At 44.1% G+C, this 25,220-nt stretch carries 24 protein-coding genes and 1 riboswitch; of the genes, 7 read left to right on the forward strand and 17 right to left on the reverse strand.

Going from position 1 to position 25,220, the window contains the following annotated elements:
• Nucleotides 1–51 precede the first annotated feature (51 nt).
• The 9 genes from HAP68_RS14050 to HAP68_RS14090 form a co-directional block, all read right to left on the reverse strand.
• Nucleotides 52–1,362: an ABC transporter permease gene (locus tag HAP68_RS14050; protein ID WP_003152283.1), complete on the reverse strand. Its 1,311-nt coding sequence runs from the start codon at nt 1,360–1,362 to the stop codon at nt 52–54.
• Nucleotides 1,352–2,047: an ABC transporter ATP-binding protein gene (locus HAP68_RS14055; protein ID WP_003152281.1), complete on the reverse strand. Its 696-nt coding sequence runs from the start codon at nt 2,045–2,047 to the stop codon at nt 1,352–1,354. Before HAP68_RS14055 ends, HAP68_RS14050 begins: the two co-directional genes overlap by 11 nt.
• Before the next feature lie 15 nt (nt 2,048–2,062).
• Nucleotides 2,063–3,046: a hypothetical protein gene (locus HAP68_RS14060; protein ID WP_024085707.1), complete on the reverse strand. Its 984-nt coding sequence runs from the start codon at nt 3,044–3,046 to the stop codon at nt 2,063–2,065.
• A gap of 36 nt (nt 3,047–3,082) precedes the next feature.
• Nucleotides 3,083–4,069: an ABC-2 transporter permease gene (locus HAP68_RS14065; protein WP_024085708.1), complete on the reverse strand. Its 987-nt coding sequence runs from the start codon at nt 4,067–4,069 to the stop codon at nt 3,083–3,085.
• A 15-nt stretch (nt 4,070–4,084) separates the two neighbouring features.
• The gene (locus tag HAP68_RS14070) at nt 4,085–5,065 is read right to left on the reverse strand and encodes an ABC transporter permease subunit (protein ID WP_184123326.1); all 981 of its coding nucleotides are present in this window, start codon (nt 5,063–5,065) and stop codon (nt 4,085–4,087) included.
• Nucleotides 5,059–5,937, reverse strand: coding sequence for an ABC transporter ATP-binding protein (locus HAP68_RS14075; protein ID WP_003152276.1), 879 nt, complete (start codon nt 5,935–5,937; stop codon nt 5,059–5,061). Before HAP68_RS14075 ends, HAP68_RS14070 begins: the two co-directional genes overlap by 7 nt.
• Nucleotides 5,930–6,322 (reverse strand): GntR family transcriptional regulator YtrA, encoded by a 393-nt coding sequence (gene ytrA, locus HAP68_RS14080; protein WP_003152275.1) that lies wholly within the window; start codon nt 6,320–6,322, stop codon nt 5,930–5,932. Before ytrA ends, HAP68_RS14075 begins: the two co-directional genes overlap by 8 nt.
• Before the next feature lie 347 nt (nt 6,323–6,669).
• Nucleotides 6,670–6,942 carry a YtzC family protein gene (locus HAP68_RS14085; RefSeq protein WP_003152272.1) on the reverse strand — a complete coding sequence of 91 codons (273 nt, stop codon included), beginning with the start codon at nt 6,940–6,942 and terminating at the stop codon, nt 6,670–6,672.
• Nucleotides 6,943–7,306: 364 nt separating this feature from the next.
• Nucleotides 7,307–8,419, reverse strand: a complete 1,113-nt coding sequence (locus HAP68_RS14090) for an ArsR/SmtB family transcription factor (protein WP_051003491.1) — start codon at nt 8,417–8,419, stop codon at nt 7,307–7,309.
• A gap of 423 nt (nt 8,420–8,842) precedes the next feature.
• Between HAP68_RS14090 and HAP68_RS14095 the strand changes: the two genes are divergently transcribed.
• The 4 genes from HAP68_RS14095 (at nt 8,843) to HAP68_RS14110 (ending at nt 12,460) form a co-directional block, all read left to right on the forward strand.
• Complete coding sequence (locus HAP68_RS14095; RefSeq protein ID WP_014305623.1) at nt 8,843–10,510, forward strand: MFS transporter; 1,668 nt, start codon at nt 8,843–8,845, stop codon at nt 10,508–10,510.
• 86 nt (nt 10,511–10,596) lie between these two features.
• Nucleotides 10,597–11,565, forward strand: a complete 969-nt coding sequence (mnmL, locus tag HAP68_RS14100; RefSeq protein WP_003152268.1) for a tRNA modification radical SAM protein MnmL/YtqA — start codon at nt 10,597–10,599, stop codon at nt 11,563–11,565.
• Entirely contained in the window at nt 11,562–12,143 is a 582-nt protein-coding gene (gene mnmM / locus HAP68_RS14105) for a tRNA 5-(aminomethyl)-2-thiouridylate-methyltransferase MnmM (protein ID WP_014305624.1), read from the forward strand. Before mnmL ends, mnmM begins: the two co-directional genes overlap by 4 nt.
• 122 nt (nt 12,144–12,265) lie before the next feature.
• Complete coding sequence (locus tag HAP68_RS14110; RefSeq protein WP_003152265.1) at nt 12,266–12,460, forward strand: hypothetical protein; 195 nt, start codon at nt 12,266–12,268, stop codon at nt 12,458–12,460.
• Between the two features lie 17 nt (nt 12,461–12,477).
• Here the strand turns inward: HAP68_RS14110 and HAP68_RS14115 are convergent, their stop codons facing one another.
• The 3 genes from HAP68_RS14115 to HAP68_RS14125 all read right to left on the reverse strand — a co-directional run bounded on the left by HAP68_RS14115 (nt 12,478) and on the right by HAP68_RS14125 (nt 15,272).
• Nucleotides 12,478–13,287, reverse strand: coding sequence for a glycerophosphodiester phosphodiesterase family protein (locus HAP68_RS14115; protein WP_014305625.1), 810 nt, complete (start codon nt 13,285–13,287; stop codon nt 12,478–12,480).
• Nucleotides 13,288–13,392: 105 nt separating this feature from the next.
• A complete protein-coding gene (locus HAP68_RS14120) occupies nt 13,393–14,472 on the reverse strand; it encodes a tetraprenyl-beta-curcumene synthase family protein (protein ID WP_024085709.1) in 1,080 nt (359 codons plus the stop codon).
• A 20-nt stretch (nt 14,473–14,492) separates the two neighbouring features.
• A complete protein-coding gene (locus HAP68_RS14125) occupies nt 14,493–15,272 on the reverse strand; it encodes an alpha/beta hydrolase (RefSeq protein ID WP_003152261.1) in 780 nt (259 codons plus the stop codon).
• Between the two features lie 46 nt (nt 15,273–15,318).
• On the opposite strand from HAP68_RS14125, the gene HAP68_RS14130 reads away from it, so the two are divergent.
• A complete protein-coding gene (locus HAP68_RS14130) occupies nt 15,319–15,834 on the forward strand; it encodes a gamma carbonic anhydrase (protein ID WP_024085710.1) in 516 nt (171 codons plus the stop codon).
• 175 nt (nt 15,835–16,009) lie between these two features.
• Here HAP68_RS14130 and alaP read toward each other — a convergent pair whose 3' ends face one another.
• The 3 genes from alaP to metK form a co-directional block, all read right to left on the reverse strand.
• On the reverse strand, nt 16,010–17,413 hold the full coding sequence (gene alaP / locus HAP68_RS14135) for an alanine permease AlaP (protein ID WP_024085711.1): 1,404 nt from the start codon (nt 17,411–17,413) through the stop codon (nt 16,010–16,012).
• A gap of 202 nt (nt 17,414–17,615) precedes the next feature.
• Complete coding sequence (gene asnB, locus HAP68_RS14140) at nt 17,616–19,514, reverse strand: asparagine synthase (glutamine-hydrolyzing) (protein ID WP_003152255.1); 1,899 nt, start codon at nt 19,512–19,514, stop codon at nt 17,616–17,618.
• A 143-nt stretch (nt 19,515–19,657) separates the two neighbouring features.
• Nucleotides 19,658–20,860 (reverse strand): methionine adenosyltransferase, encoded by a 1,203-nt coding sequence (gene metK, locus HAP68_RS14145; RefSeq protein WP_003152253.1) that lies wholly within the window; start codon nt 20,858–20,860, stop codon nt 19,658–19,660.
• A 169-nt stretch (nt 20,861–21,029) separates the two neighbouring features.
• Nucleotides 21,030–21,169: riboswitch (SAM riboswitch) on the reverse strand.
• Nucleotides 21,170–21,366: 197 nt separating this feature from the next.
• Here metK and pckA point away from each other — a divergent pair.
• Nucleotides 21,367–22,950, forward strand: coding sequence for a phosphoenolpyruvate carboxykinase (ATP) (pckA, locus tag HAP68_RS14150; protein WP_024085712.1), 1,584 nt, complete (start codon nt 21,367–21,369; stop codon nt 22,948–22,950).
• 42 nt (nt 22,951–22,992) lie between these two features.
• Here pckA and HAP68_RS14155 read toward each other — a convergent pair whose 3' ends face one another.
• Together HAP68_RS14155 and HAP68_RS14160 are read right to left on the reverse strand one after the other, a co-directional pair.
• A complete protein-coding gene (locus tag HAP68_RS14155; RefSeq protein ID WP_003152249.1) occupies nt 22,993–23,235 on the reverse strand; it encodes a DUF2584 domain-containing protein in 243 nt (80 codons plus the stop codon).
• Between the two features lie 57 nt (nt 23,236–23,292).
• Nucleotides 23,293–24,066 carry an alpha/beta hydrolase family protein gene (locus tag HAP68_RS14160; RefSeq protein ID WP_015418056.1) on the reverse strand — a complete coding sequence of 258 codons (774 nt, stop codon included), beginning with the start codon at nt 24,064–24,066 and terminating at the stop codon, nt 23,293–23,295.
• 139 nt (nt 24,067–24,205) lie between these two features.
• On the opposite strand from HAP68_RS14160, the gene HAP68_RS14165 reads away from it, so the two are divergent.
• The gene (locus HAP68_RS14165) at nt 24,206–25,210 is read left to right on the forward strand and encodes an ABC transporter substrate-binding protein (protein ID WP_014305628.1); all 1,005 of its coding nucleotides are present in this window, start codon (nt 24,206–24,208) and stop codon (nt 25,208–25,210) included.
• Nucleotides 25,211–25,220: the final 10 nt, after the last annotated feature.

Consider the following 25,220-nt stretch of genomic DNA (forward strand, 5'->3'; position numbering starts at 1 on the left):
TTTCTGATAGATAGAGGAAAAACCGGCTGATGTCCAGCCGGCTTTTTTCCTTTACAGTTCTCTTCTTAATGCGGTCAGAACGTTGGTTTTTGTCGCTTTGCGGGCCGGATTCATACCGGAAATCACCGCGACCCCCGCACAAATGACAACTGCGATCACAACGAGGCTGAGCGGGATGTAGGAGAAGGTATAATGAAGATCTTCAGCTCCGGTATTTCCCCCTACCGCTTTCAAGATAACCGGCACAGCCAGATTGACGGCAAAACTCACTCCGTAAGAAATGATAATCCCGATGACAGAACCTAATATCCCGATATAGGCGCTTTCCATCAGGAACATTCTGCGGATGATGGACGGGCTTGCGCCGATCGCTTTCATAATCCCGATTTCCTGCGTTCGTTCCGTCACCGCCATCGTCATCGTATTGAAAATACCGATGGCTGAAATCACGACGGCGATAAAGCCGACAAAGATCAGACCGATTTTAAAGACGAGGAAAAAGGTGTTGACGCCCTTCAGCTCGGTTGTGACAGATCTGACATAAAAGCCGTCATCCGTGAGGTCATGGGTAAGCTGATCGACATGATCGAATTTGTCCGCATACACATTGATGCTTTTTTCCGCATTTCCATTCTTCAGATCCAAGAATGTCGAGAAGTCTTTCTTGAATTGATCACTCACAAAAATATTTGTATCCTCCATCCAATCTTGGGACGGTTTTTTTGTAATTCCGACTACTTTGAAGTCGTACGTTTTCGTTTTTTCAACGTCTCCGTCTTTGTTTGTTTTGGAGATGCTCAGCTGTATCGTTTTATTAAGCAGGTCTTTCGTATAGCCTTTTGGTTTTTTCACCTCCGACATGTCGCCTTGGTGATCCTTTAACTCTTTGTCGTAAGCGTCAGCCTCTTTTTTCGTCAATAGGTTCTTCGCAAAATCATAGCCGACCACGATTTCATTCTCTGTACGGGCGACTCTTCCCTGATCAAGCTCCATATTGGCTTTGACTTCATCTTTCATGTTTGTCAGCACAATGGCTGAATCTTCATTTGTTCGGTTTCCCAATGACGCTTTGTTCGGTTCATACACTTGTGTTCTCTCAACGACAGACTTGACATTTTTATACTTTTCCAAGTCTGATTTCTTCACGGCTTTTCCGTTTTCTTGGCCGAGCACATTGATTTCCGTAACAATCTGCTGGCTCATCGTAATGTCTGTAATCGTTTTTTGGATGCCGAATCCGACGGAAGCCAGCACCACTAAAAACGCGCACGCCATTGTCGTCGCCAGCACCGTCATGAAAACACGCAGCCGGTTTTTCTTCATATTTCTTCTGATAAAGTGAATCTGATCCTTAAATCTCAACAGTAACGCCCCCTTTTAATACACCGTCATGCAGCTGGAATTTTGAATGCGCGATCGAAGCGACTTCATCGTCATGCGTAATGATGACAAATGTAATCCCGCGCTCCCGGTTCAGCTGCTGAATTAATGCAAGCACCTCAAGTTCCGTTTCTGAATCGAGGCTTCCCGTCGGCTCATCGGCTAAAATAATTGACGGATTTAAAATGAGGGCTCTTGCGATACTGACACGCTGCTGCTGGCCGCCTGACAGCTCATTCGGATAATGATTCGCATGATTCTCAAGTCCGACCCGTTTCAGCATATCTGCGACTTTCTGCTTGCGTTCAGACGGTTTGACGCCTTTTAAGGCAAGCGGCATTTCAACATTTTCATAGGTTGTCAGACTCGGAATGAGCTGAAAGCTTTGAAAAATAAAGCCGAAATGCCCGAGGCGGAACTGCGCCCACTCTTTTTCATTGAAACCCGTCACATCAGTGCCGTTAATGACGATACGGCCCTTTGTCGGCGCTATGTATCCCGAAATTAAATTCAGAAGCGTTGATTTTCCGGAACCGCTCCGCCCGACGATACAGGCAATTTCCCCTTTTTCAACGGTCAAAGAGACATCCTTCAGTACCGGAACCTCACTCTCTCTGCCTTTCCTGCCGATTTTAAATGAATGATCGATATGCTGTACCTCTATCACGTACACCACTCCCCCTTATATCTGTTTCGTTTTTTTATAGATGAAGTAATAATTAATGAAAAACCCGATAACCGCACCGATGAGCATGCCGAATATGTAGCCGGTATACGAACGGTTATAAGCATATCCGCATACCCCCGCACTTCCCAGCATACTGAGCGACATGACGAGCACTTGAATGATGCGTTCAATGTGTTTGCTCAGGATAAAATGTCCGCTTCGTTCATTCGGCATTTTCAGGAAATTCACATAGCCGAATAGATAGAAACAAAATCCCATTAATGCGGAGATGAACAATGCGTGTTTCATGTAATACATCCATGATGTATGGATGTAAGCGGCAGGCATGAAATAGATCAGAAATCCGCTCCAAGGGAAATCAATATCCGGCACAGCCTGCCTGCCAAAAAGGAACTCGGCGTTTAACAGGTAAATCGTCATAACCACGATCGGAAAGACGGAAACCGTGAACGCTGTGATCAGCTGCGCCGCTAAATTGCCCGTTATCGTGCCGGCAGCTGTCACTAATGCGTAAATCATCAAGCTGATGACCAGCATCCCTGCGCTGAATGATTGAAAATGATGGACAGCGTCAGGTTTAAGCGCTAGGAACAATATGTCGGATACTCCGTAAGAAACAAACTGTGAGCCGGCTAACACGGCTGCTCCCAAGAAAAACTTCGTATGAAATATCCGGCTTCTCGAATACGGAAGACTCAGTGTAAACATCCTTTCAGCCCGGCCTGCTCTTATCAGAAAAAGCCCCATAACAACCGGCGGAATGAAATGAAGCCCAATCAAATTCCGATAATTGATGTAATCGATGCTGAATGTACAAACTGACCCCGGGTACAGCTGAAGTGCACGTAAACAATCCTTATAGTGAAAATACTCATTTATAATTGCCAAAGGGCCTAAGATAGATAAGAACCCCGCTGTAAGCAGCAGCAGCGTCTGCCGCTGCTTCCATTCTTTATAAAGCAAACCGCTAATCGGCACCTTGCTTTCCTCCAAACTGTTCATTCTCAAACAGATCTACATATGCTTTGACTTCCTGTAAACCGTAAAATAACTGATGAAAAACCCGATAACCGCGCCGAAGATAATGCCGGCTAAATAGCCGAACATCGTGTCTGTGACCCCATATCCGAAAACGCCGAAACCCATAACGGCAAACGCAATCACCAAGATCTGCACCGGCCGGTCCAATTTTCTCCAAAGAAAGAATCTGCCGTTCCGTTCATTCGGATGTTTCAGAAAGCTGACGTAACCGATCAGATAAAAGACAAGGCTCATCACAATCGGAATGATTAAAATCAAATCTCTTTCTCTGATCCAGTCGTTAAACACATATCCAATAGGGGTTATAAATATAAAAAGACGGGATTCGATATAACTGCTGATAAAAGAAAATTGATCTCCGACACTAAAATCGAAAACGACCTCCAAATTCGCGGCCGGCAGACCGATGAGTAAAAAGGGCAGAACCGTTACTGTAAACGCCGTTAACAGCTGGGCGAATATCTGTCCCGTTAATGCGCCGGATGCCATTAACAAGGCGTAAGCCATAAAGCTGATGACAATCATTCCGATTGAAAAATGATCAAAATCGTACGTATGGCTCGGTTTCAACAAAGATATCAGCAATGACGCCGCTTCATAGCCTATCGCCTGAGGAGCAACAATGACTGCCACGCCGAGCCAGAATTTCGTCTGAAAGATTTGGCCTCTGCTGTAAGGCATGCTTAACAAAGCATCCATCGTTCCCTTTGTCCGTTCCAAGCCTAATAAGAAGACAGCAATGATGACACTCACAACCCAGCTGAAGGAAAGAGGCGACCCATTCGTATAATTGACAACAAATTCACAATCTTGAAGAGCTGGGTTATTCAAACATTCTTGATATGTTGAGTAGTTGTTATAAACCATAAAAGGGTTTGCCGCCATTAAAAGAATGCCGCTGCATAAAAACAACCACTGATTTTTTTTCCATTCTGTGTACAACAATCCCCGCGGTATCATTCCGGTCCTCCTCTCTTACACATGCTTCGTTTTTTTATAAATCACAAAATAACTGACCAAAAATCCGATCGCTCCTCCGACCAGCATCCCGGCCACATACCCTGTCATCGTATGTCCCGTCGAGTACCCCGCCAGGCCAAAACCGAGAACGGCGATGATGATCACCACAATCTGAATGGGCCGGTCAAGCTGTCTCCAGAGAAAAAAATGGCCGTTCCGTTCCACCGGCTGCCTGACATAGCAAAAGTACCCGATGGCATAAAATACAATGCTCATCACTGCCGGAATGATTAATATATACTTGCTGGCAGATACCCAGTCCGTATTAACATACATGATCGGAATCAGATATTGAAACGAATCGTTTAGGTAAGCATTGACTGATGGCATCAGCTCATGCATGCCGACCCTGAAGATAACTTCCGCATTTGTCAGCGGCAACGTAATAATCAGGTAAGGCGCTATCGACACGGCAAACGCCGTTAACAGCTGGGCGAACGTATTCCCCGTTAAGCAGCCCGCGCTCGCAACCAATGTAAAAGCCAAAACACTCACAATAATCTCTCCGACGCTGTAATGGTGGAAGAAATATACGCGCTCAGGCTTTAACAGAAGAATGAGCAGCTCAGCCAGCCCGTAGCCGATCACCTGAGCGCCGGTAATGACCGCCGCTCCGAGCCAAAATTTAGTGTGGAACACCTGAGCGCGGGAGTAAGGCAGACTGAAAAGCGCATCAATCGTACCTTTCGTACGTTCCAGTCCGAATAAGCAAACCGCCAAAATCACAGCGGGCGCCCAGTTTAAGTTCAGCATTCCGCTATCCAAAGAATTCACATAAAACTTACAATATGCTCCGTGGGTGTCCAGACAGCCTTGATAAACCAGATAGGTATTTAACACTTCAAATGGATTGACCGCCGCTAAAAAAATGCCGACCATCACAAGAACAGTTCGATTCTGCACCCATTCCCTGTACAGCAATCCCCTGTCTACCATCTCCGGTTCCCTCCAAACTTCGCGATGAAGACTTCTTCTAAGTTCACAGGAAGTTCGTTCCATACTTTCGGCTGCAGCTCTTGCAGAAAGTTCTTTTTCTTCTCATCGTTCTTTTGAATCAGCACCGTATAAAACACACCGGCATGGTCGAGAATCGGTATATTTTGTTCTCTGATCTTCAAGGCGACGTCCTCTTCAAATGCCATTTGGATTTTCATGTACTCTTCCTTCATATCATCCAAGTCCATCACATTCGTCAGCTGATTTCCTTCCAAAAACCCGATCCGGTTGCACATTCGCTCAATATCTTCTAAACGGTGTGAGGTAATCAGAATGCTCGTTTCCCGTTCAGCTACTTCATCCACCATAAGCTGCAGCACGTCATGACGCGTTACGGCGTCAATTCCGTCCGTCGGTTCATCCAAAAGGATAAGAGCCGGGCGTGAAGCAAAGGCAAGGACGAGCGCAAGCTGTTTTTTCAGGCCTGTGGATAATTCACGGTATTTCTTCGTTTCCGGAATGCCGTACCTGTTCATCAGCTCATTGGCGTAAGTCACATCAAAATTCGGATAGATTCTGCTTACAATCGCAACAAGCTGTTTATATGTATACTTGTCATAAAAAGGATTTTCAACAGGCATATAAATAATGTTCTGTTTGACTTTCGGATGACGCTTTATTTCCACCTGATTAAATAAAACCGTCCCTTGATCCGGCAGCAGAATCTGCTGAATGAGCCGGAGCAGTGTTGTTTTCCCTGATCCGTTCCGCCCGAGCAGCCCGAAAATTTCCCCTTTTCCGATGGTGAGCGAAATATCCTTGAGCACTTCTTTACCGTCTATCGTTTTTGAGAGATTCCGCAATTCAATCATGATCCTTTCCTCCTTTCACATCAGCGCTGATTTCCTTTATCCATTCCTGCAGCTTCTCCAGCTCAACTCCCGCGTAATGGGCATCGATGATGAGCTGTTTCAATTGCTCTTTTATCATCGTCATCTTCCCTTCAACCAATGTCGTTTTTGCATTCTCCGATATATACGTTCCTCTTCCCCTCAGCGTTTCAATGACACCATCGCGTTCGAGCTCCTTGTACGCTTTGCTGACTGTGTTCGGATTGGCGATAATGATCGTTGCCAATTCCCTGACAGAAGGAAGTTTATCCCCCGGCTTCATGATCCCTTTTAAACAAAGCTCTTTCAATTGCTGTATGATCTGCTCATAAATCGGAGTTGAGCTTCTCGGATCGATTTGAATCATTTACTTCCCTTCTTTCTTTTACGAGCTGCTCTCTTTCTTTAAATGTTCTGCCATTGAAAACCGATGACGACAAGAACGACAAACAGACTGCTGGCCAAAACCGAAGCGGCGATAATAAGAGGCACATCTTGTTTTACGGATCTTTTGTTTTTCATGAAAGTTCCCCTTCCCTATGCTTAACATTTATATGTCGATTTCATTTTTTGAGTGTTTTATGTGTATTACATCAAGTAGTACACGTAATACAATAAACACACTCAGGCCTATTGTCAATTCTTTTTTTAAAAGAAATAAAAAAAACCCGCCGGGATTCCGGCAGGTTTGCTGAACCATTTGAAACGGCGCGATCAGTAATCAAAATTACGCTGCAAAATCATGTTGTTTTGCAAGGTTTGCAGCTGCAATCTCATTCGGTAAAGCTGCTCTCTTTGCTGATCATTCGCAGATAATGACAGCTTGTTTAATTCATTCACCGCGTTTTCAAGCATCATTTGCGCTTCACTGTACTCATTATCATTATAATGCTCTTGTTTTGAAGCGGTCATAAATTGCTCATTCGCAAATTCATACGCCTGTTCGCTTCTTTGGAGATGTTCATCTACTGATTGTCTTGTTGCCATTAAACAGTCCTCCTATTGATAATGTCATATCAATAGTATTTCTTATTCCAAATTAATTCTCACAAGAAATATCAGGTAATTCATTCACAAGACAGAGATGGCATAAAATACGATTAAATGTAAAACTTAATCAAGACAGAATGAAGTCTTTATAAAAATCCTTCATTTTAGAACGATAACTTAATTCTTCTTTTATTAAAAACATCATAATTTTTCCACATCACCCACAAGATCTTCGGTTCGCTTTAAATTGTTCACCATTAAATTATCTTTTTTGTGTAAAACACCCGGGATTCATCAAATTTTTTAGATCTGTTTTTATTAGCTTTAATTATCATCCCGAAACTAACACCAACTATAAAACTTACTCATCCCCATCTAAGACTGGAACAGCTTTAAATTTTTTCAACAAACCGTTCAAAAGTGAATCGAATTTTGAAGAATTAAGATAATAGTATGTTTTATTTTGATTTCTCGTACTCTCAACTAAACCTTGCAATGTCAAAATTCTCATATGATGTGAAATCGTTGCGTTGGTTAAATTTAGCTGTTCAGCAATCTCATTAGCATACATTTTTTTATGACTAAGTAAGATTAATATCTTGAACTTACTTTTATCCGATAAAAGCTTCAAAAAATCAATGATATGATTAATCTCTGCTTTCTCTAATGTATTTTCAAATATTTTATCAACTTTATAACCCAGTCCAACATAAATGTTATCTTCACTTTTCGTAATAGTTGCAGTGCAAGGTAAAAGTGTTGGATATATATTAATATAATTACAAGATAAGTATTCCTTACCTTTTAACGTACTGATTATCTTTTTTGGAAAATCTATATTTATGTTTTTTAATTGATTCATCCACTCATCTCTGAATTTAATTAAATTATAAATCGCCTCGTTAAGATAACCATTCACCAACATTAATTTATTGCAAAATTGATCTACATAAGTTTTAGGAGATTTCATTACCTTAAATATGATCCACTTGTATTCGGGCTTTATATTTAGATTATTAAGTAGCTCAAATAAACTTTCCCTATCATTTAAATACTGTTGGGTAGATGTTTCGGTTTTAAGATCTCCTTGTAAATAAATTAGAGACTCTAAAATATTTTTTCTTATCTCTTCTTCTGTAACTGCAGACAAATAATCAATAATTTCAAAAAAATCTTTCGTGTAAATTTGTGGTATTTTAAAAAATGTTGTGGCTAAACAAAAAATATTTGCATTCCTAACATCTTTGTAGTCGCAAAAGCTACCAAAATAAAAATTTAAAAACTCACTATCTAACTCTTTTATTCTTTTAAGATCATCTAATAATACAAAATATTCATTATCTAAATTCAAACCCAATTTGGTTGTATAATCTTTGAAGAATTCCTCGTGTTTTAAGAATAGAATAGAGGATATCTTGTCAAAGAATTCTGAAACACTGTCATTTATTATTAACCGCACTTTTTCACACCCCATAAAGTCTTTTTCCACAAAGGAAAACGTTGTACTATCTTCATGCCAGACATTTTACATTTTTAATATTATCAATCAAAAGGAAACTTTCAAAGAATATTCATTTCTAATTAGCACTTACCTGACTGAGCATTATCATGAGCAGTCCTAGATTTATTAGACTTGCTTCACCTCATGCTAAGTATTCTCCTCATGTCATACTCTTCAGAAATCCTTAATCATCTCAGCTAGTTTACAGGTCCATTTAAGCTCTTATTGAGTTATTTCAAGTTACAAAATTGTTGAATTATAAAAATATGATTTCGAGATAAGTGGATGAAAAAACAATTTATGAATAATATTGACACCTCTTAAGATTGCATTTATCATGTTTTTAGATATATATCGAATTTTAATTTAGATTAATATCTGATGGAGGTTGTAGTTTTGAATTTCAAAAAATTAATTATGTTATCTGCATTATTATTAGGTACATTCATTTCGGTAATGGACACCACTATAGTAAATATTGCATTACCTAAGATGCTGGATTACTTTTCGAGCAACCTTTCTCAAGTAGCTTGGGTGGCTACAGGTTATACTTTAGCTTTTGCAGTTTTATTAGTAGGTGCATCAAAGCTGGCAGACCATTTTGGAAGAAAAAAAGCTTTTATGTTTGGATTAGCACTTTTTATTTTGACATCAGTTATTGCCTGTTTGAGCACTTCAATTGAAATGCTTATCACAATTAGAGTGATTCAGGGATTATCTGCTGCTTTCATTGTGCCAGTTACAATGCCTATTGCTTTGGCCATCGTTCCTCAAAATAAAAAAGGATTGATCATTGGAATCTGGGGGGCTTTCTCAGGATTAGCAGCTACTTTAGGACCTGTACTTGGAGGATTATTAACTGAAAACTTTAATTGGCAAGCTATCTTCTTCATAAATATTCCTTTAGGCCTGATTTCTCTTTTTTTAGCAGCATTTTTTATTACTGAGAGTTATGATGAAACAGTGAGTAAAAAAATTGATTACATGGGGATTCTTATTTTATCCGGAGCTCTCTTCTGTTTAACCTTTGGCTTTGCAAAAGTATCTGATTTAGGCTGGTCATCACCATTAATTATCTCTCTTTTTGTAATCTCTGTATTATTATTCTGTTTGTTTTTCTTTATTGAATCTAAAATTAAAAACCCGATGATTCCCTTATCCATGCTGAAGATACGTACGTTTAGTTTCAGTTCTTTCACCCTCTTTATGCAGGGCCTTGGATTAACAAGCGGTACCCTTATTATTACTTTACTCCTCACGAATTTAATGGGAAAAACTGAATTAGAAGCGGGGTTAATTGTTTCTACATTAGCTCTATCATCTATGTTTACCTCTGTACTTTCTGGAAAGCTATCTGATAAACTCGGGGGCATTTGGCTTTCGGGTCTAGGTATGCTCGGTTTAACAATCACAACATATTTATATGGATACATACGATACGACAGTTCTGTAACAACGGTAGTTATTCTGTTATGTTTGACCGGCTTAGCTTTAGGGCTTGTGATAGGACCGGCAATGAGTTCAGGGATACGGCTTATTCCTCCTGAGAAAGTAGGTATTGCCTCAGGTATTCTTAATATGATGCGGACAGTTGGACAAGCGCTAGGCATTGCCATACTTACATCTGTGCTTACAATGAATATAAATGATCACACAGCTTCTGCAAAAAAAGAAGCCATAACAATTGTGGAAAACAATCAGGTTTTTAATAAAAATGCAAAAAACGAGATAATAACTCACTTAAAGCATTCAGACAGTAAAGGTTTCGATCGAAGAAAAAGTATTGCTGAATTAAACAAAAAAGAGGAAGAAATTCTTTCTATAACCCCGGATCCATATAAAGAAAAGGTACAAAAAAGTTTCAATACTCAAAAGAAGGAAGTTATCGCTATCCAGAAAAAAATTTCAAATTTATATAATGAAAAAATAAGTGACAGTTTTAATAATACATTCAAAGTAGGCAGTGTAATTCTTATTTTAGGAATTATTTTTGCATTGTTCAGTGATATTTCTCCAAAACGATTAAAACAACAACAGAAAAACCAGGTAGATATTACGCCTTGACCGTTCCATAATTGTTTCATTGTTCCGCTCCATCATTCATGCTACAATTTTAGGATGCATCTGATGTGAGGGAGGCTTTTTGAACATTGAACGAGAATAACCCTTTTCCTTATTCAAATACGGAAAAACGGTACCATACATTAAATTATCATCTGCGGGAGCATTTCGGGCATAAAGTGTTTAAAGTCGCGCTTGACGGCGGTTTTGACTGCCCGAATCGGGACGGCACGGTTGCACACGGCGGCTGCACATTCTGCAGCGCGGCGGGCTCCGGCGATTTTGCCGGCAACCGGGCCGATGACTTACTCACGCAATTTCACGATATCAAAAACCGTATGCACGAAAAGTGGAAAGACGGCAAATATATCGCATATTTCCAGGCGTTCACGAATACGCATGCCCCGGTAGAGGAGCTGCGTGAAAAATTTGAATCCGTCCTCAAGCTTGACGGCGTTGTCGGCATGTCTATCGCGACCCGTCCGGACTGCCTGCCGGACGATGTCGTGGAATATTTGGCAGAACTGAATGAGCGGACCTATTTGTGGGTTGAACTCGGGCTGCAGACCGTGCATGAACGGACCGCACTCCTGATCAACCGCGCCCATGATTTTGACTGCTATGTTGAGGGTGTCAATAAACTGAGAAAACACGGCATCCGCGTTTGTTCCCATATCATTAACGGGCTTCCGCTTGAAAACAGGGACATGATGATGGAGACGGCCAAAGCCGTCGCTGATTTGGATGTGCAAGGCATTAAAATTCACCTGCTTCACTTATTAAAAGGCACACCGATGGTGAAGCAATATGAAAAAGGAAAGCTGGAGTTCCTTTCTCAAGAAGAATATGTAAGTCTTGTATGTGATCAGCTCGAAATCATTCCCCCGGAAATGATCGTTCACCGCATTACGGGAGACGGGCCGATCGAATTAATGGTCGGGCCGATGTGGAGCGTCAATAAGTGGGAAGTACTGGGCGCCATTCAAAAAGAGCTGGAAACACGGGGAAGCTATCAAGGAAAGCTCTTCAGAAAGACCGGGGAGGAGACCGCCCTATGACCTTGATGCACATCCTCCCTTTCAGTAAAGAATTGCTGAAGTCCGCCGCACAGGAAGGTGATATCACGGTTGACGCGACGATGGGCAACGGACATGATACATATTTTCTGGCCGGCCTTGTCGGTGAGACAGGACATGTCCATGCCTTTGATATTCAAGCGGACGCACTCGCTAAAACGAAGGAGCGGCTCGGTGCCGACTTCGGCCCGCGCGTCACGCTTCACCATAAAAGCCATGATCAAATAAAGGCATCGCTGCCTGAAGATGCGCACGGTCGTGTGGCTTGCGCCGTCTTTAATCTCGGCTATCTGCCAGGCGGCGATAAAAGCATTACGACAAACGGCCGCTCAACCATTTCCGCGATCGAACAGCTCCTTGAACTGCTGAAGGAGAACGGGCTGATCGTTCTCGTTGTGTACCACGGGCATCCTGAAGGCAAGACGGAAAAAAGTGCATTACTGGAATACTGCAGCAATCTTGATCAGGAAAAAGCCCGCGTGCTGAGCTACGGCTTTCTCAACCAGCAAAACGACCCGCCGTTTATTATAGCGATTGAAAAGAAATCTGCCGGCAAATAAAGAATCGGCCTGTCATAAGCGGGCCGATTCTTTTTGTATTTACTTTTCAAGAAAAATCAATTACTATGAAATAATGGAAAAAAGTTCATCTTTTAAGTGTAACATCTGGGAGGAGCGGCAATTTGAATATTCTTCGCATCATATTTTCAAGTGTTCCCTATGTGATGTTTGTCATCATTTTATCAAGACATTTAGGATTTGAGTTCGCGAAAACCTATTACTGGTGGTTTGCTGCATTTTTTGTCATCGGGCTGATCGGCAAATTCGCAATGCACCTTGCGGCAAAAAAGAAACCGTTAAAAAAAGAGACAGCGTAAAATGCGCATGTCTCTTTTTATTTACTGTTTTGCAGCACGCTGCGTGTATAAGCGGGATTGTTCGTAAAGACACCATCTGCTTTTTGTTTCAGCATAATAGGCGTCAGCGTATGCTCGTCTTCCTTATCAAAAAACACGTGCACTTTCATCTTATTGTGATGAATGCGCTTCACGACTGCTTCATTTGCCAATTTGGCGTTGATTCCGACTGTATCAGCATACGTTCTGATGGTTTGCAGCTGCTTATCATTTATCTCCTCAGCCTCGTTATCTTTTAATAATCGAACAAGAGGAACTTTTTTATTCATAGAACGAACTTTCTTTAAGCTCTTCCCGCTAAAAGACTCAATGACTGCTTTATGGCTGGAAATCAGCTTATGTTTTTGTAATATGTCAATCAGTTTCTTTTCCATCACCAGGCTGCCGTTGCTTTCTCTTGTCTCAATATAGTAATTGGCAGTTTGTCCGAATTTCTGTATGATTTCTTCTAATGTTAAAATCTTTTCTCCTTTTCCCGCATTCAGTTTCTTAATCTGAGCCAAAGACAGATCATCTGTCATCCCTTTACCATCTGTTGTCCGATCTACCGTTTTATCGTGAATTGCAATCAGACGGCCGTCCTTCGTCTCCCGTAAGTCTATCTCAATATAATCTGCTTTGTCTTTAATCGCACGTGCATAAGACAAAGCGGTATGTTCCGGCTCAATCGCAGAAGAGCCCCTGTGCGCTATCAAGACAGGATGATAGCCGGCGGAAGCATGGGTGACGGAGCAGCCTCCGGAAATGGAAAGTAATGCTATGACCGCTAAATACTTTAATTTTTTCATAAAATTAAAGTATCATATTCTGCAGGCGCACACAATGTTTCATTCTTCACATCATAAATAAAAAACTGCGCCGTCATGATGTACACGAGAGGCGCAGTTCACCCATTACGAACTTTTCGTCCAAGCCATCTTCTGAAATTTGCGGTAGGCTCTTCCGTTGATATAAAAGAAAAATGACGTTTTTCCGCTTGCCCTGATCAGCTTTCGGGCGAGGCGGCCCATTTCTTTTTGGCCGGCGACTTTGTCATCGGATAAATAGACGCCGAGCAGCCCCCTGTTGATCAGCCGGTGAAAATTTTCATGCGGAATGCCTTGCAAATGTTCATCCGCTTTTTCAATAAAATGCTGCAGTCTCTGCATCATTTCTTCATGAGACTGATAATACGTACAGAAATTCAGATCGCCTTCAAGCAGATCTTCTTCCTGGTCAATTAAATAATCGAGCAGTATGTGCAGCCCTTGTATGTACGGAAAATAACTGCTGCGGATTTTCTCAGCGGTATGTTCGTTAAAATCAGGCTGGAATGAGTAAGCAACGAGACAGAAAATGCCTAGCGTCGATCCGGCGCAGGCCGAGAATTCAAACCACTCCATTTCCGGAAGCTGTGACCGGTACTGCTCAAACCAGGCTTTAAGCCTCGGAACGCGTTCATGCTCAACGACATGCTTATGAACCTGAAGATCGCAATAATAATCACACAGCTCAAGCAAATAAGGTTTAATGATACCGTAATGTTCTATTGACCCGAGCACCCGCTGGCATGTTTTGACCAGCTCATGAAGATAACCGCCGTCATCCCGCTCCTCTCTGTACTGATAGTACGGCCGCACCTCGGCACCGACCGTCAGCGCGTCACGCATGGAAAGATGAAGCATGCGGAAGTCCTCCGGATCAAGCGAGGTGCTGCGGTCGCACAGATTGTCCAGATAATCACTGATTGTCTGATACGCGATGATAAATTGCACGCATTTCTGTTTCTGCTCTCCCGAAAGCAGGGCTAAAATGCCGCCTCCTTCACAATGAAACGACTTATCGCGGATACTTGCGGCCGCCTGCTGCCGCAGTTCGGTATTTTTAATGGAATCTGATTTTTCCCGCCACATGTTCAATTCCTGATGAACGAGCGGAAAAATTTCCCGATACACTTTTGCCATAAGGTTAAAAGGATGTTCCGGTACTGTCAACATATGCACCCCCAGCGAATTCAAATATACTGATCTGTAAAGGCTTTTGCCGCCTTAAACACAGTTTCTCTTTCCGGTTCATTAAAAATTTCATGATAAAGCCCTTCCCATTCCCGGTACGATTTATTATGGGAAGCCACACCGGAAAACCATTTGCGGACCTTCATTTTATCGACGATTTTGTCATCACCGCCCTGCATAAGCAAAAGCGGCACCTTTAAAAACGCATCAGTCGGCACCATAGCGGCATCAATGGTTTTTAAAAGCTCTCTGTACCATCTTACGGATACCTTCGTGACATATAAAGAATCGTTTTGATCCGCTTCAATCATATCCGCATTCCTCGTTGCCATATCAGGTGATAAGCCGGAATCCACTCTGAGGGACGGAGCGAGGACGTTCAGTCCTTTAGACGCAAAATCAAGGACTTTATTGACTTTTATTTGCAGACCCAGACAAGGTGATGATAAAATGAGTGCCGTAATGCGGGGATTTCTCTGCTGCTTAAACCATTCTATCGCAATCAGTCCGCCCATGCTGTGGCCCAAAAGGAAAACGGGCGCTTCAAGCGTTCTCGCTTTATCAATCCATATATCTACTTCATCAATGTATTCTTGGAAAGAGCGAATATGCCCTCTGGCGCGGGTCGACGTTCCCTGACCGGGCAAATCGCCCATCACCACGTTATATCCGGAAGATCTCCACATTTCAACGAGCCATTTATAACGCCCGTGGTATTCGCTCGCCCCGTGGATAATGACAATGGTACCGACGGGCCTGTCTGCTTTCCAAGTCCACATGCAGTTCACCTCTTACATAAATTTAGAGAAAGAAGGATGAGACATGATAATCTACCCTTATAAACAATTTACGCCTGACATACATCCTGAAGCGTTCATTGCGGATAACGCCGTCATAACGGGCGACGTCGTGATCGGAGAACAATCGAGCATTTGGTTCTCGGCAGTCATCCGGGGGGATGTTGCGCCGACAAGGATCGGAAAAAGAGTCAGCATACAAGACTTGAGCTGTCTGCATCAAAGCCCGAACCGCCCGCTTCTTATTGAAGATGACGTCACGATCGGCCATCAGGTTACACTGCACAGCGCAATCATCAGAAAGAATGCTTTAATCGGTATGGGCTCCGTCATTCTTGACGGGGCGGAAATCGGAGAAGGCGCGTTTATCGGCGCCGGAAGTCTCGTTCCTCCGGGTAAAACCATTCCTCACGGCTGTCTTGCGTTCGGCCGGCCCGCAAAGGTTATCCGCCGGCTGACAGAAGAAGACATACGGGACATGGAAAGAATCAGAACGGAATATGTTGAAAAAGGCCGATACTATAAAACAATGCAAGAGAAATAAAAAAGATCAGCTTTGTTTTACTACTGTACCATTTTTCAAAATATTATTTAAGTAAAAACCATTTGCATTCTCCCGATTGTCAGGAAACAGAAGCAAAATGTTCAGGAATTTGTTTTATTCTTCCCCCTTTTACCCGATCCTATGAAAAAAGAGCCCATTTCAGCGGGCTCTTTTTTTACGCTTTTTCGGCGAATGTCTGTCCGTTTTCCAGATCTATGTCTTTTCTTTTATGGAAACCTTTGCCGTAATAGGCGGCTAATAATATGCCGAACCAGACAGGACCGATGATGACGGCCACCCTGGTCTCTGCATCAAAAGCCATCAGCACAACGACAAAAGCCAGAAATGCCAGCGAGATATATGAGGAAAAGGGGTATAAAGGCATTTTATATTTGAGTTTTTTCCGTTGTTCCGGCTGTAAGCTTTTACGGTATTTCATTTGGGAAAGCAAAATAATCGACCATGTCCAAATTGCTCCGAACGTCGCAATGCTCGTCACCCACGTAAACACTTTCGCCGGCACCACGTAGTTCAGCAAAACGCCGATGCATAACGCACCCGCTGAAACCAATACCGCTTTTCCCGGCACACCGCCTTTTGTGACCGTACCGTATGCTTTAGGTGCTTCATTTTGCTCCGCCAGATTGAACAGCATACGCCCCGTGCTGAAGATCCCGCTGTTGCAGGAAGAAAGAGCCGCTGTCAATACGACAAAATTAATGATTCCGGCTGCAGCGGGTATTCCGATTTTTTCAAATGTCAAAACAAACGGGCTTCCGCCTGAACCGATTTCCTGCCACGGATAAATTGACATAATGACAAACAAAGCTCCGACGTAAAAAATGAGAATGCGCCAAAAAACAGTATCTATGGCCCGCGCCAGTGATTTTTCCGGATTTTTGACCTCACCGGCTGTGACACCGATCAGCTCAATCCCGAGATAAGCAAACATGACCATCTGAAGCGACAGCAGCACCCCTTTAATCCCATTCGGGAAAAAGCCGCCGTGGCTCCATAAATTGCTGATTCCGAGCGCAACGCCTCCGTTTCCGAGACCGAATACGATCATCACCAGACCGATCGCGATCATTGACAGAATCGCCAAGACTTTAATGAGCGCAAACCAGAATTCAAGCTCACCGTACGCTTTGACCGCCAGAAAGTTGACAGCCGTCATAATGACGAGTGCACAAAGCGCCCAGATCCATGACGGCACGTCAGGGAACCAGTAGCCCATATAAATGCCGACCGCGGTGATTTCCGCCATGCAGGTAACGACCCATAAAAACCAATAATTCCAGCCTGTTAAAAACCCGGCAAGCGGGCCGATATAATCTCTGGCATACCGGCTGAATGAACCGGCTACAGGCTTTTGAATCGCCATTTCCCCCAATGCCCGCATAATAAAAAACATAATCAGTCCGCTGCAGGCGTAAGCGGCTAAAATCCCCGGCCCGGCAAGCTTTATGGCAGAAGCAGACCCGAGAAACAGCCCGACTCCAATCGCGGCGCCCAACGACATAAGCGAGATATGCCGCTCTTCCAAGCCGCGGTGAAGCGTTTTTTCTTTGTTTTGCATAACTCTCCCTCCCCCTGATTTTGACAAAGAAACAACAAACCGAGACGAAATAGCCAGAAAACTTTTTCAGGAATCTACCCGATTAGTCCTATTATAACCTTTTTCTGAATATTGCGTAATACTTTGTCGAAAACAGAGCGGAATAGACGGTTTACAAAAAACAATAGAAAAAAGGCTTTCGATAACTCGAAAGCCTTTTGGATTAAACGAAAATGACTTCTTTCGGCTGATGATTCAGCTCTTCCGGCACCAGTCTTTTTTCGACATTGATGCTGTGCCAGATCATGAAGATCAGCACGGTCCAGATTTTGCGGCTGTTGTCCGCTCTGTCGGCACAATGATCTTCCAGAAGCTGAAGGACATAATCCTTTTCAATATAAGCATCTGTTTCACTTTCGCGAATGATGTTGCGAACCCATTCGTTCATTTCATTTTTCAGCCAGTGGCGGATCGGCACAGGGAAGCCGAGTTTTTTGCGGTTAAGCACATGATCAGGCACTACCCCTTCAGCAGCTTTGCGCAGAAGGTATTTCGTCGTGCCGTTTTTCGTTTTCAATTCATCCGGAATTTTTGAAGCTACGTCAAACACGACTTTATCAAGGAACGGCACGCGCAGTTCCAATGAGTTGGCCATCGTCATTTTGTCAGCCTTTAACAGGATGTCGCCGCGCATCCACGTATGGATGTCAACATACTGCATTTTATTAATGTCGCTGTATGAACGGCTTTCCGTAAAGTACGGCTTCGTGACATCACGGTATGAAAGCTCTGGATTGTAATGTTTGAGCAGCTGTTTTTTCACAGGCTCTTCAAAAATCTTCGCATTACCGATATAGCGCTCCTCAAGCGGTGTGCAGCCGCGGACTAAGAGGCTTTTCCCTCTCATTCCTTCAGGCATGACGGACGCCACATGAAGAAGCATTTTTTTCAGACCGGACGGAATGCGTTCAAACGGTTTAAGCGAAAGCGGTTCGCGGTAAATATTGTACCCGCCGAACAGCTCGTCCGCGCCTTCTCCGGATAACGCGACCGTTACATGCTTTTTCGCTTCTTTCGCGACAAAGTACAAAGGAATCGCCGCCGGATCTGCAAGCGGGTCATCAAAGTGCCAGACGATTTTCGGAAGCTCGTTCATATACTCCTCAGGAGAAATGACTTTGCTGATATTTTCAATACCGAGCGCGGCAGCCGTTTCCTTCGCTACGTCAACCTCACTGAAGCCCTGCTGCTCAAAACCGACGGAAAATGTTTTAAGGCTCGGGTGAAATTCTTTCGCAACTGAAACGATAAAAGAAGAGTCGATACCGCCGGATAGAAACGAACCGACAGGAACGTCACTTCTCATGTGAACTTTGACAGAGTCAAAGATTGCGTCTCTGACTTCTTTCACCAATTTATCTTCATCAGACTGAACAGGCTTGAAGTTCGCTTTGAAATATGTTTTAAACGCGATGTCGCCTTCCGGGCGGATCGTAAACTGGCTGCCCGGTTCGACTTTTTTCACTTCAGCGTCAAGCGTGCTCGGTTCAGGAACGAATTGGAAAGACATATATTGCTGTAAAGAAGCTGTATCAAGATCAATACCGTTTTGAGCGGCCATTAAACTCTTTCTTTCAGATGCAAAATATACTTTGTCCCCGATGGTTGTGTAATACAGCGGTTTAATTCCGAACGGATCTCTCGCGCCGTACATGACGCGGTCAGCTTTGTTCCAGATTAAAAACGCAAACATTCCGCGAAGCTTTGAAGCGGCTTCTTCTTTATAATGACGGTATGTCGCAAGGAGCACTTCGGTATCGGAATCTGTATTGAAAGTGTAGCCTTTCGCTTCAAGCTCTTCTCTCAATTCAATGTAGTTATAGATTTCGCCGTTAAAAATGATCCAATATTTTTCGTCTTCATATGATAAAGGCTGTCCGCCGTTTTCTACGTCAATAATACTGAGCCGTCTGAAGCCGAATCCGACGTGCTCGTCATGATAATACCCATCGCTGTCAGGACCGCGGTGAACGATCATTTGGTTCATTTGTTTGATTAGCTCTTCTTGATCTGCGGTTTGAGTTAATGGATGCTTATTAAAAACACCGACAAATCCACACATAGTATAGCCTCCATAAGTGTAATTTTCTAATTGGACCCCCTTTTTATAGACGCTTTGTTACGCCATTGGTTTCACGCTATGTAAAAAATAAGCATGGCAGCATCTACAAAAAGGGAAAGCCGCTTAAGTAAGCGGCTATAAAATTATTCTCCTAGTGCTTCTTTGCGAAGCGCATCCGCCTTGTCAGTACGCTCCCAAGGAAGATCCACATCATGACGTCCGAAGTGGCCGTAAGCAGCTGTCTGCTTATAGATCGGGCGGCGCAGGTCAAGCATTTTAATAATGCCGGCAGGTCTCAGGTCGAAGTTATTCCGTACGACTTCGATCAGTTTTTCTTCAGAAGCTTTTCCAGTATCAAATGTATTGATGGAAATAGAAACAGGCTGTGCCACGCCGATTGCGTATGCAAGCTGCACTTCACAAGAATCAGCAAGACCTGCTGCCACGATGTTTTTCGCTACGTATCTCGCAGCGTATGCCGCTGAACGGTCTACCTTCGTCGCATCCTTACCGGAGAATGCGCCGCCGCCGTGGCGTGCATATCCGCCGTATGTGTCGACGATGATTTTACGGCCCGTAAGACCCGCATCACCTTGAGGCCCGCCGATTACGAAACGTCCCGTAGGGTTGATGAAGTATTTTGTTTCTTCATCGATCAGTTCCTCAGGCACGACAGGGTTAATGACATGCTCTTTCAGATTGCGCTGAATCTGCTCAAGCGTAATTTCCGGGTGGTGCTGAGTTGAAATAACGATCGCGTCGATGCGGACCGGCTTGTTGTTTTCATCATATTCAACGGTAACTTGCGTTTTGCCGTCAGGGCGAAGGTACGGAAGAATGTCTTCTTTGCGGACTTCGCTCAAACGGCGGGCTAGTTTATGCGCCAAAGAGATCGGAAGCGGCATAAGCTCTTTCGTTTCGTTACACGCATAACCGAACATCAGGCCTTGGTCTCCCGCTCCGATTGCTTCGATTTCAGCATCGCTCATTGTGCCTTCACGCGCTTCAAGTGCCTGATCGACACCCATTGCGATATCCGCAGACTGTTCATCAATTGATGTTAAAACAGCGCAAGTCTCCGCATCAAATCCGTATTTGGCGCGTGTGTAGCCGATTTCTTTAATCGTTTCACGGACTGTTTTCGGAATGTCAACGTAGGTTGACGTAGTAATCTCTCCGCTTACCAGCACAAGTCCTGTCGTTACAGATGTTTCGCAGGCCACGCGCGCGTTCGGGTCATTTTTTAAAATCTCATCTAAGATACTGTCAGAAATTTGGTCACAGATTTTGTCCGGATGACCCTCAGTAACAGATTCAGATGTAAATAGTCGACGGTTTTTACTCATTCACTTTTCCTCCTGAAAAAAGATCTTTTGCAAGACCTTCTCATATGATACGGAACTCGCTCCCTCTTAATACAATGTCATACTATATCAGAGAATGTTAATTGGCATATTTTATGAAATAAAAAAACCTTTTCCACTCGAGGAAAGGGTTTGGTCTGTGTGCCTTTCACTCTTATCGCTCAAGGAAAATATTAAACCTTGCATCAGGTTAGCACCTTGGTTTCCCACAGTGTTTTCACCTGCTTTTTTACAGAGAAACCGGTTGCTGGGCTTCATCGGGCCTGTCCCTCCGCCAGCTCGGGATAAGAGTATCCGCTCAATGAAATATCTTATCGTAAAAGGGCGGAAAGTGTCAATATGAATTAAAGCGATTGCGCGCCTTTATTTCGGGAAGCAATGGAAAAACACAAACAAAAAACCGTAAATAGTATAGACTATTTTCAGATATATGTTATACTAATTCCACATTCAGCGAAATACAAATAAACCGGCAAAGGAAGGTTTTTATGAAATTAGTTGATTTAACCGCAGATCTTCAAGCATTACTTGCAAGTCCGAATGTGCATCATAATTTATCGGCTCCAAAACTTACCGAAAAAGTGATCAGCCGAAATGAAGGAACGCTGACATCAACGGGCGCCGTACGCGCCACTACCGGCGCATATACAGGCCGGTCACCTAAAGATAAATTTATCGTCCGTGAACAAAGCACAGAAAATCAAATTGATTGGGGCGCGGTGAATCAGCCCATTTCTGAAGAGGCGTTTGAAAAGCTGTACGCCAAAGTCGTCAGCTACTTAAAACAGCGGGATGAACTGTTTGTGTTTGAAGGATTCGCGGGAGCGGATGAAAAATACAGACTGCCGATTACGGTCGTAAATGAATTTGCGTGGCACAATTTATTCGCGCGCCAGCTGTTTATCAGACCGGAAACGGATGAAAGAGACCCGCAAGCGCAGCCTTTCACCATTCTCTCAGCTCCGCATTTTAAAGCAGACCCGGAGACGGACGGCACGCATTCGGAAACATTTATCATTGTCTCTTTCGAAAAGCGCGTCATTTTAATCGGCGGCACCGAATACGCCGGAGAAATGAAAAAATCAATATTCTCCATTATGAACTTCCTGCTTCCGCAGCAGGATATACTGCCGATGCACTGCTCAGCCAACGTCGGTGAAAAAGGCGATGTCGCCCTGTTTTTCGGCCTTTCCGGCACAGGGAAAACGACGCTTTCAGCCGATGCGGACCGCAAACTGATCGGAGATGACGAGCACGGCTGGTCAGATTCCGGCGTTTTCAACATTGAAGGCGGATGTTACGCTAAATGTATCAATCTGAGCGAGGAAAAAGAACCGCAGATTTTTCGTGCGATCCGCTTCGGGTCTGTTCTTGAGAATGTCGTGCTTGATGAAAAAACGGGTGAAGCGGATTACGACAATTCCTTCTACACGGAAAACACAAGAGCCGCATATCCGATTGAGATGATCGGCAATATCGTGCAGCCGAGCATTGCCGGCCATCCGCAGGCGATCGTCTTTCTAACGGCGGACGCATTCGGCGTGCTTCCTCCGATCAGCAAACTGACGAAGGAACAGGCGATGTATCACTTCTTAAGCGGATACACCAGTAAACTCGCGGGAACCGAACGCGGCGTGACATCTCCGCAAACGACTTTCTCGACGTGCTTCGGTTCACCGTTCCTTCCGCTTCCGGCGCATGTATATGCCGAAATGCTCGGGCATAAAATCGACGAACACGGCGTTCAAGTCTTCCTGGTCAACACAGGCTGGACCGGCGGAGGGTACGGAGTCGGAGAACGGATGAAACTTTCGTATACAAGAGCGATGGTCAAAGCCGCTATTGACGGCAGACTGAACCAGACTGACATGACGGCAGACAGCATTTTCGGCCTGCACAGTCCCGTTCATGTTCCGGGCGTGCCGGATGAAGTTCTTCAGCCTGAAAACACATGGAGCGATAAACAAGCATACAACGAAAAAGCGCTGTTTTTAGCCAATGAGTTTAAAGAAAACTTTAAAAAGTTTTCCCATGCAGACTCGATTGCCAAAACCGGCGGACCTCTCGTGTAATCAAAAAAGCCAAGGGCGTTTATGCCCTCGGCTTTTGTTTTTTCAGTTTGTCGAATGAAGCGAAGTGAGTCTGTATGTAATGCTTGTCCGGCCGTTCGCCCATTCGAGCTTTTGGACCTCGCCGGTGCCGGATTTCTCTCCGGTTTTCGTTTTGCGCACGTCCATCGGAATATCAAGAGGATAGACGCGGTAGCCCTCTTTCTCCAATAAAAAGATATTTTCCTCTATCCGTTTTTCATTGCCTTTTGTCACAATCATGGTATTAAATTCAACAGGCATTCCCAAAATGAAAATCCCCTTTCATTCTCTTATTCTTTATTATCATATCATAAATCAGGCATCTTACCGTGTCTTCATCCATTCCGCCAGCCGCCGGACAATGCGTCTGTTTTCCTGCGGCGGAAAATAATGCGTAAAACCGCTGTAATACCAAGTTTCCACCGGTTTTCCCGCCTCTTTCAGCTTGTCCTCGATCATCCGGGCGTGTTCGATCGAAACATTTTCATCATTCTCTCCATGGATGAGCAGCACAGGGGCCTGAATGCGGTCTGCTTTTTCAAACGGCGAACGCCATCTGTATTCATCCGGCACCTTTTTCGGCGTGCCGCCGATCACCCGCTTCATCATCCGCCGCATATCCTTCCGCTCTTCATAAGTCAGCACCATATCGCTCACACCGCCCCATGAAACGAGTGAAGCCGCTTGATGCCCCATTTCAATCGCGGTCAAAAGCCCCATGATTCCGCCCCGGGAAAAACCGAAAATATGCACCCGCCCTTCCCTGACGTTCGGATGCTCCCGAAGCAGGCGGAAAGCGGAAAACGCGTCCTCTCTGTCCTCTCCCGCAAAATCTTCATTTCCCTCGCCGCCCTGGTTGCCTCTGTAATAAGGCGCAAACACGACAAAGCCTTGGGAAGCGAATTGAACGATTCTCCCGGGGCGTACCATGCCGACATTTTTTATGCCGCCGCGCAAATATAAAAAACCGTCATATGTTCCCGGCGCCGCAGGCTCGGCAAGGAGCCCCTTTACCTTCAGCCCTTCTGACTCATAGCATACCGCAAAGAGGCGGACATGCGGACTCGGAGACGGGAACCTTTTCTTTTCTACCAGCAAAACAATGCGCCTCCTTATATCATCAGTTTTTTTATTCTTTCCCAACGTGAATATGGGCACTCACACATTTTTTATACCCATCATACGATATGTAAAGCAGAAAAGGTTATTTTAACGCTTAAAACAAGGAGGTTACACCGTGAACAAATGGCTCAAAGCGGGCTGCGTTTTTGTCATATGCGCCTTTTTCCTGCTCATTCTTCCGGCTTGCAGACAGGAAGAAAGTCTGACGAAGGTAAAGGTGGCGGAAGTCACACACTCCATCTTCTATACGCCTCTGTATGTCGCTGAAGCAAAAGGTTTCTTTAAAAAGGAAGGGCTCCAAGTGTCACTTCAAACAACATGGGGCGGAGACAAAACGATGACATCGCTTTTGTCAAACGGGTCAGACATCGCGCTGGTCGGTTCTGAAACATCCATTTACGTGGAGGCGCAGGGAGCAAAAGATCCGGTCATCAATTTCGCGCAGCTGACGCAGACGGACGGCACATTTCTCGTGTCGCGGAAGGATGAGAAATCATTCAAATGGAACGATTTAAAAGGAAAAACATTTCTCGGCCAGCGAAAAGGCGGCATGCCCCAAATGGCCGGTGAGTACGTCCTGAAAAAGAATCACATAGAGCCGAAAAAAGACATTAACCTCGTTCAAAACATTGATTTCGCCAATATTTCCAACGCATTCGCATCCGGAACGGGTGATTATGTGCAGCTGTTTGAACCGACGGCATCCCAATTTGAAAAAGAGGGCATCGGTCATATCGTCGCATCCTTCGGAGAAGCTTCCGGCCAAGTGCCATACACAACCTTTATGGCAAAAGAAAGTTATTTGAAAAACAATGAAAAGACGGCGGAAAAATTCACCCGCGCCATCTATCGCGCCCAGCAATGGGTGGAAAGCCATCCGGCTAAAGACATCGCAAAAACGATTCAGAAGGAATTTGCCGATACAGACCCGGCCATTATCGAAACATCGATAGAGCGCTATAAAAAACAAAAGTCATTCTCTGCAGACCCAGTTCTGCAAAAGGATGAATGGGAACTGCTTCAATCTATTATGGATGAAGCCGGAGAGCTCCCGAAACACATTCCGTACAGCAAACTCGTCAACACAAAAATCGCCAAAAAAGTCACCTCAGAACAATAGGAGGAACATG

Source organism: Bacillus sp. Bvel1, assembly GCF_014872755.1.
GTDB lineage: Bacteria > Bacillota > Bacilli > Bacillales > Bacillaceae > Bacillus > Bacillus velezensis.